The 1,029-nt window shown below is 68.5% G+C and carries 1 protein-coding gene; it reads left to right on the forward strand.

All coding sequences use genetic code 11. The features are described 5' to 3' along the window. Positions 1-337 (forward strand): LLM class flavin-dependent oxidoreductase (locus AB0I77_RS53975; RefSeq protein ID WP_363290398.1); only part of this gene is annotated, 337 nt, incomplete at its 5' end. Between the last annotated feature and the right edge of the window lie 692 nt (positions 338-1,029).

Below are 1,029 nucleotides of genomic sequence, written 5' to 3' on the forward strand. Positions count from 1 at the left end.
GCTTCCCGGCCGCCCGGACGCAGAACGTCACGCTGGTCCGGTCAACTCACTGCCGCTGCGCCCACCGGCAGTGCCGGCGAAGGCCACCGCGACCCTGGACAGGCTGACCGTCTCCCGGGTCCAACTCGGCCCGGGCGCCGGGGCCTTCTGGGAAGCCATCGAGGCCATGAGCGGCCCGCGCCGTGAGCCCAAGGCCGCCGTCGACGCACTCGACGAGGCGATCACCGTCGTCCGCGCGATGTGGGGCGGCGAACGCAGCGTCCGGACCCCGGGCGCGCACTACTCCCTCGCCGGCGTCCACCCCGGCCCCGCGCCCAACCCGGGCCCAGGGATCTGACTGGGCTCATACGGGCCTCGCATGCCGGCCCTGACCGGGGCGAGGGCCGACGGCTGGCTTCCTCCGCACGCCCACCTCCCACTCGACGGGCTCTGCGGGTGCCGATAAAATATCCGCCCAATTCACGGCCCCGATCGCCGGTCTCCGGCCGTGCCTGCCCCTCGCCCCAATGTCCACACCTGTCCAGGGCGTCGGCGGCATCATGATTTGTCTGCCTCAAACGCTTCATCGCCCGCGACGTCTACAAGTACCTCACCCAACAACACACCCCACCACAGTCACTCATCCAGACCGCTTGACGGCCTAGGGGAGCTTCATCAACGAGGTCGGTCACAGACGACCGGGCCGCCTCCTGAACAGCCGGTCCATGTGACTCATAGCCGCGGCGCTGCGTGTACTGGTCGGCGTACGTGTACCGGCGCGTACAGGGCACCAGCTGGTCCGTGGATGGTGAGCGACACGCCCGTCGACGTCGTGGTGCGCACTCGTCCGATAGGTGCTTGTGCGTTGGCAACAAGCTCTCGCCATGAACTCGTGTGGTCAGGACATAGTCGCCGTCTCGTCTCCATTGCACGCTGGAAGGCGCTGGTCCCCGTGCACGCTGGAAGGTGGTCCCGAACGGTCCGGGGTCGGTGAAGCGAGGACGCTGATCGCGTGAATCCAGAACTCAGCGGGCGGTTCGGGCACCACTC

This window comes from Streptomyces sp. NPDC050619, from assembly GCF_040654815.1.
In the GTDB taxonomy this organism is placed as follows: domain Bacteria; phylum Actinomycetota; class Actinomycetes; order Streptomycetales; family Streptomycetaceae; genus Streptomyces.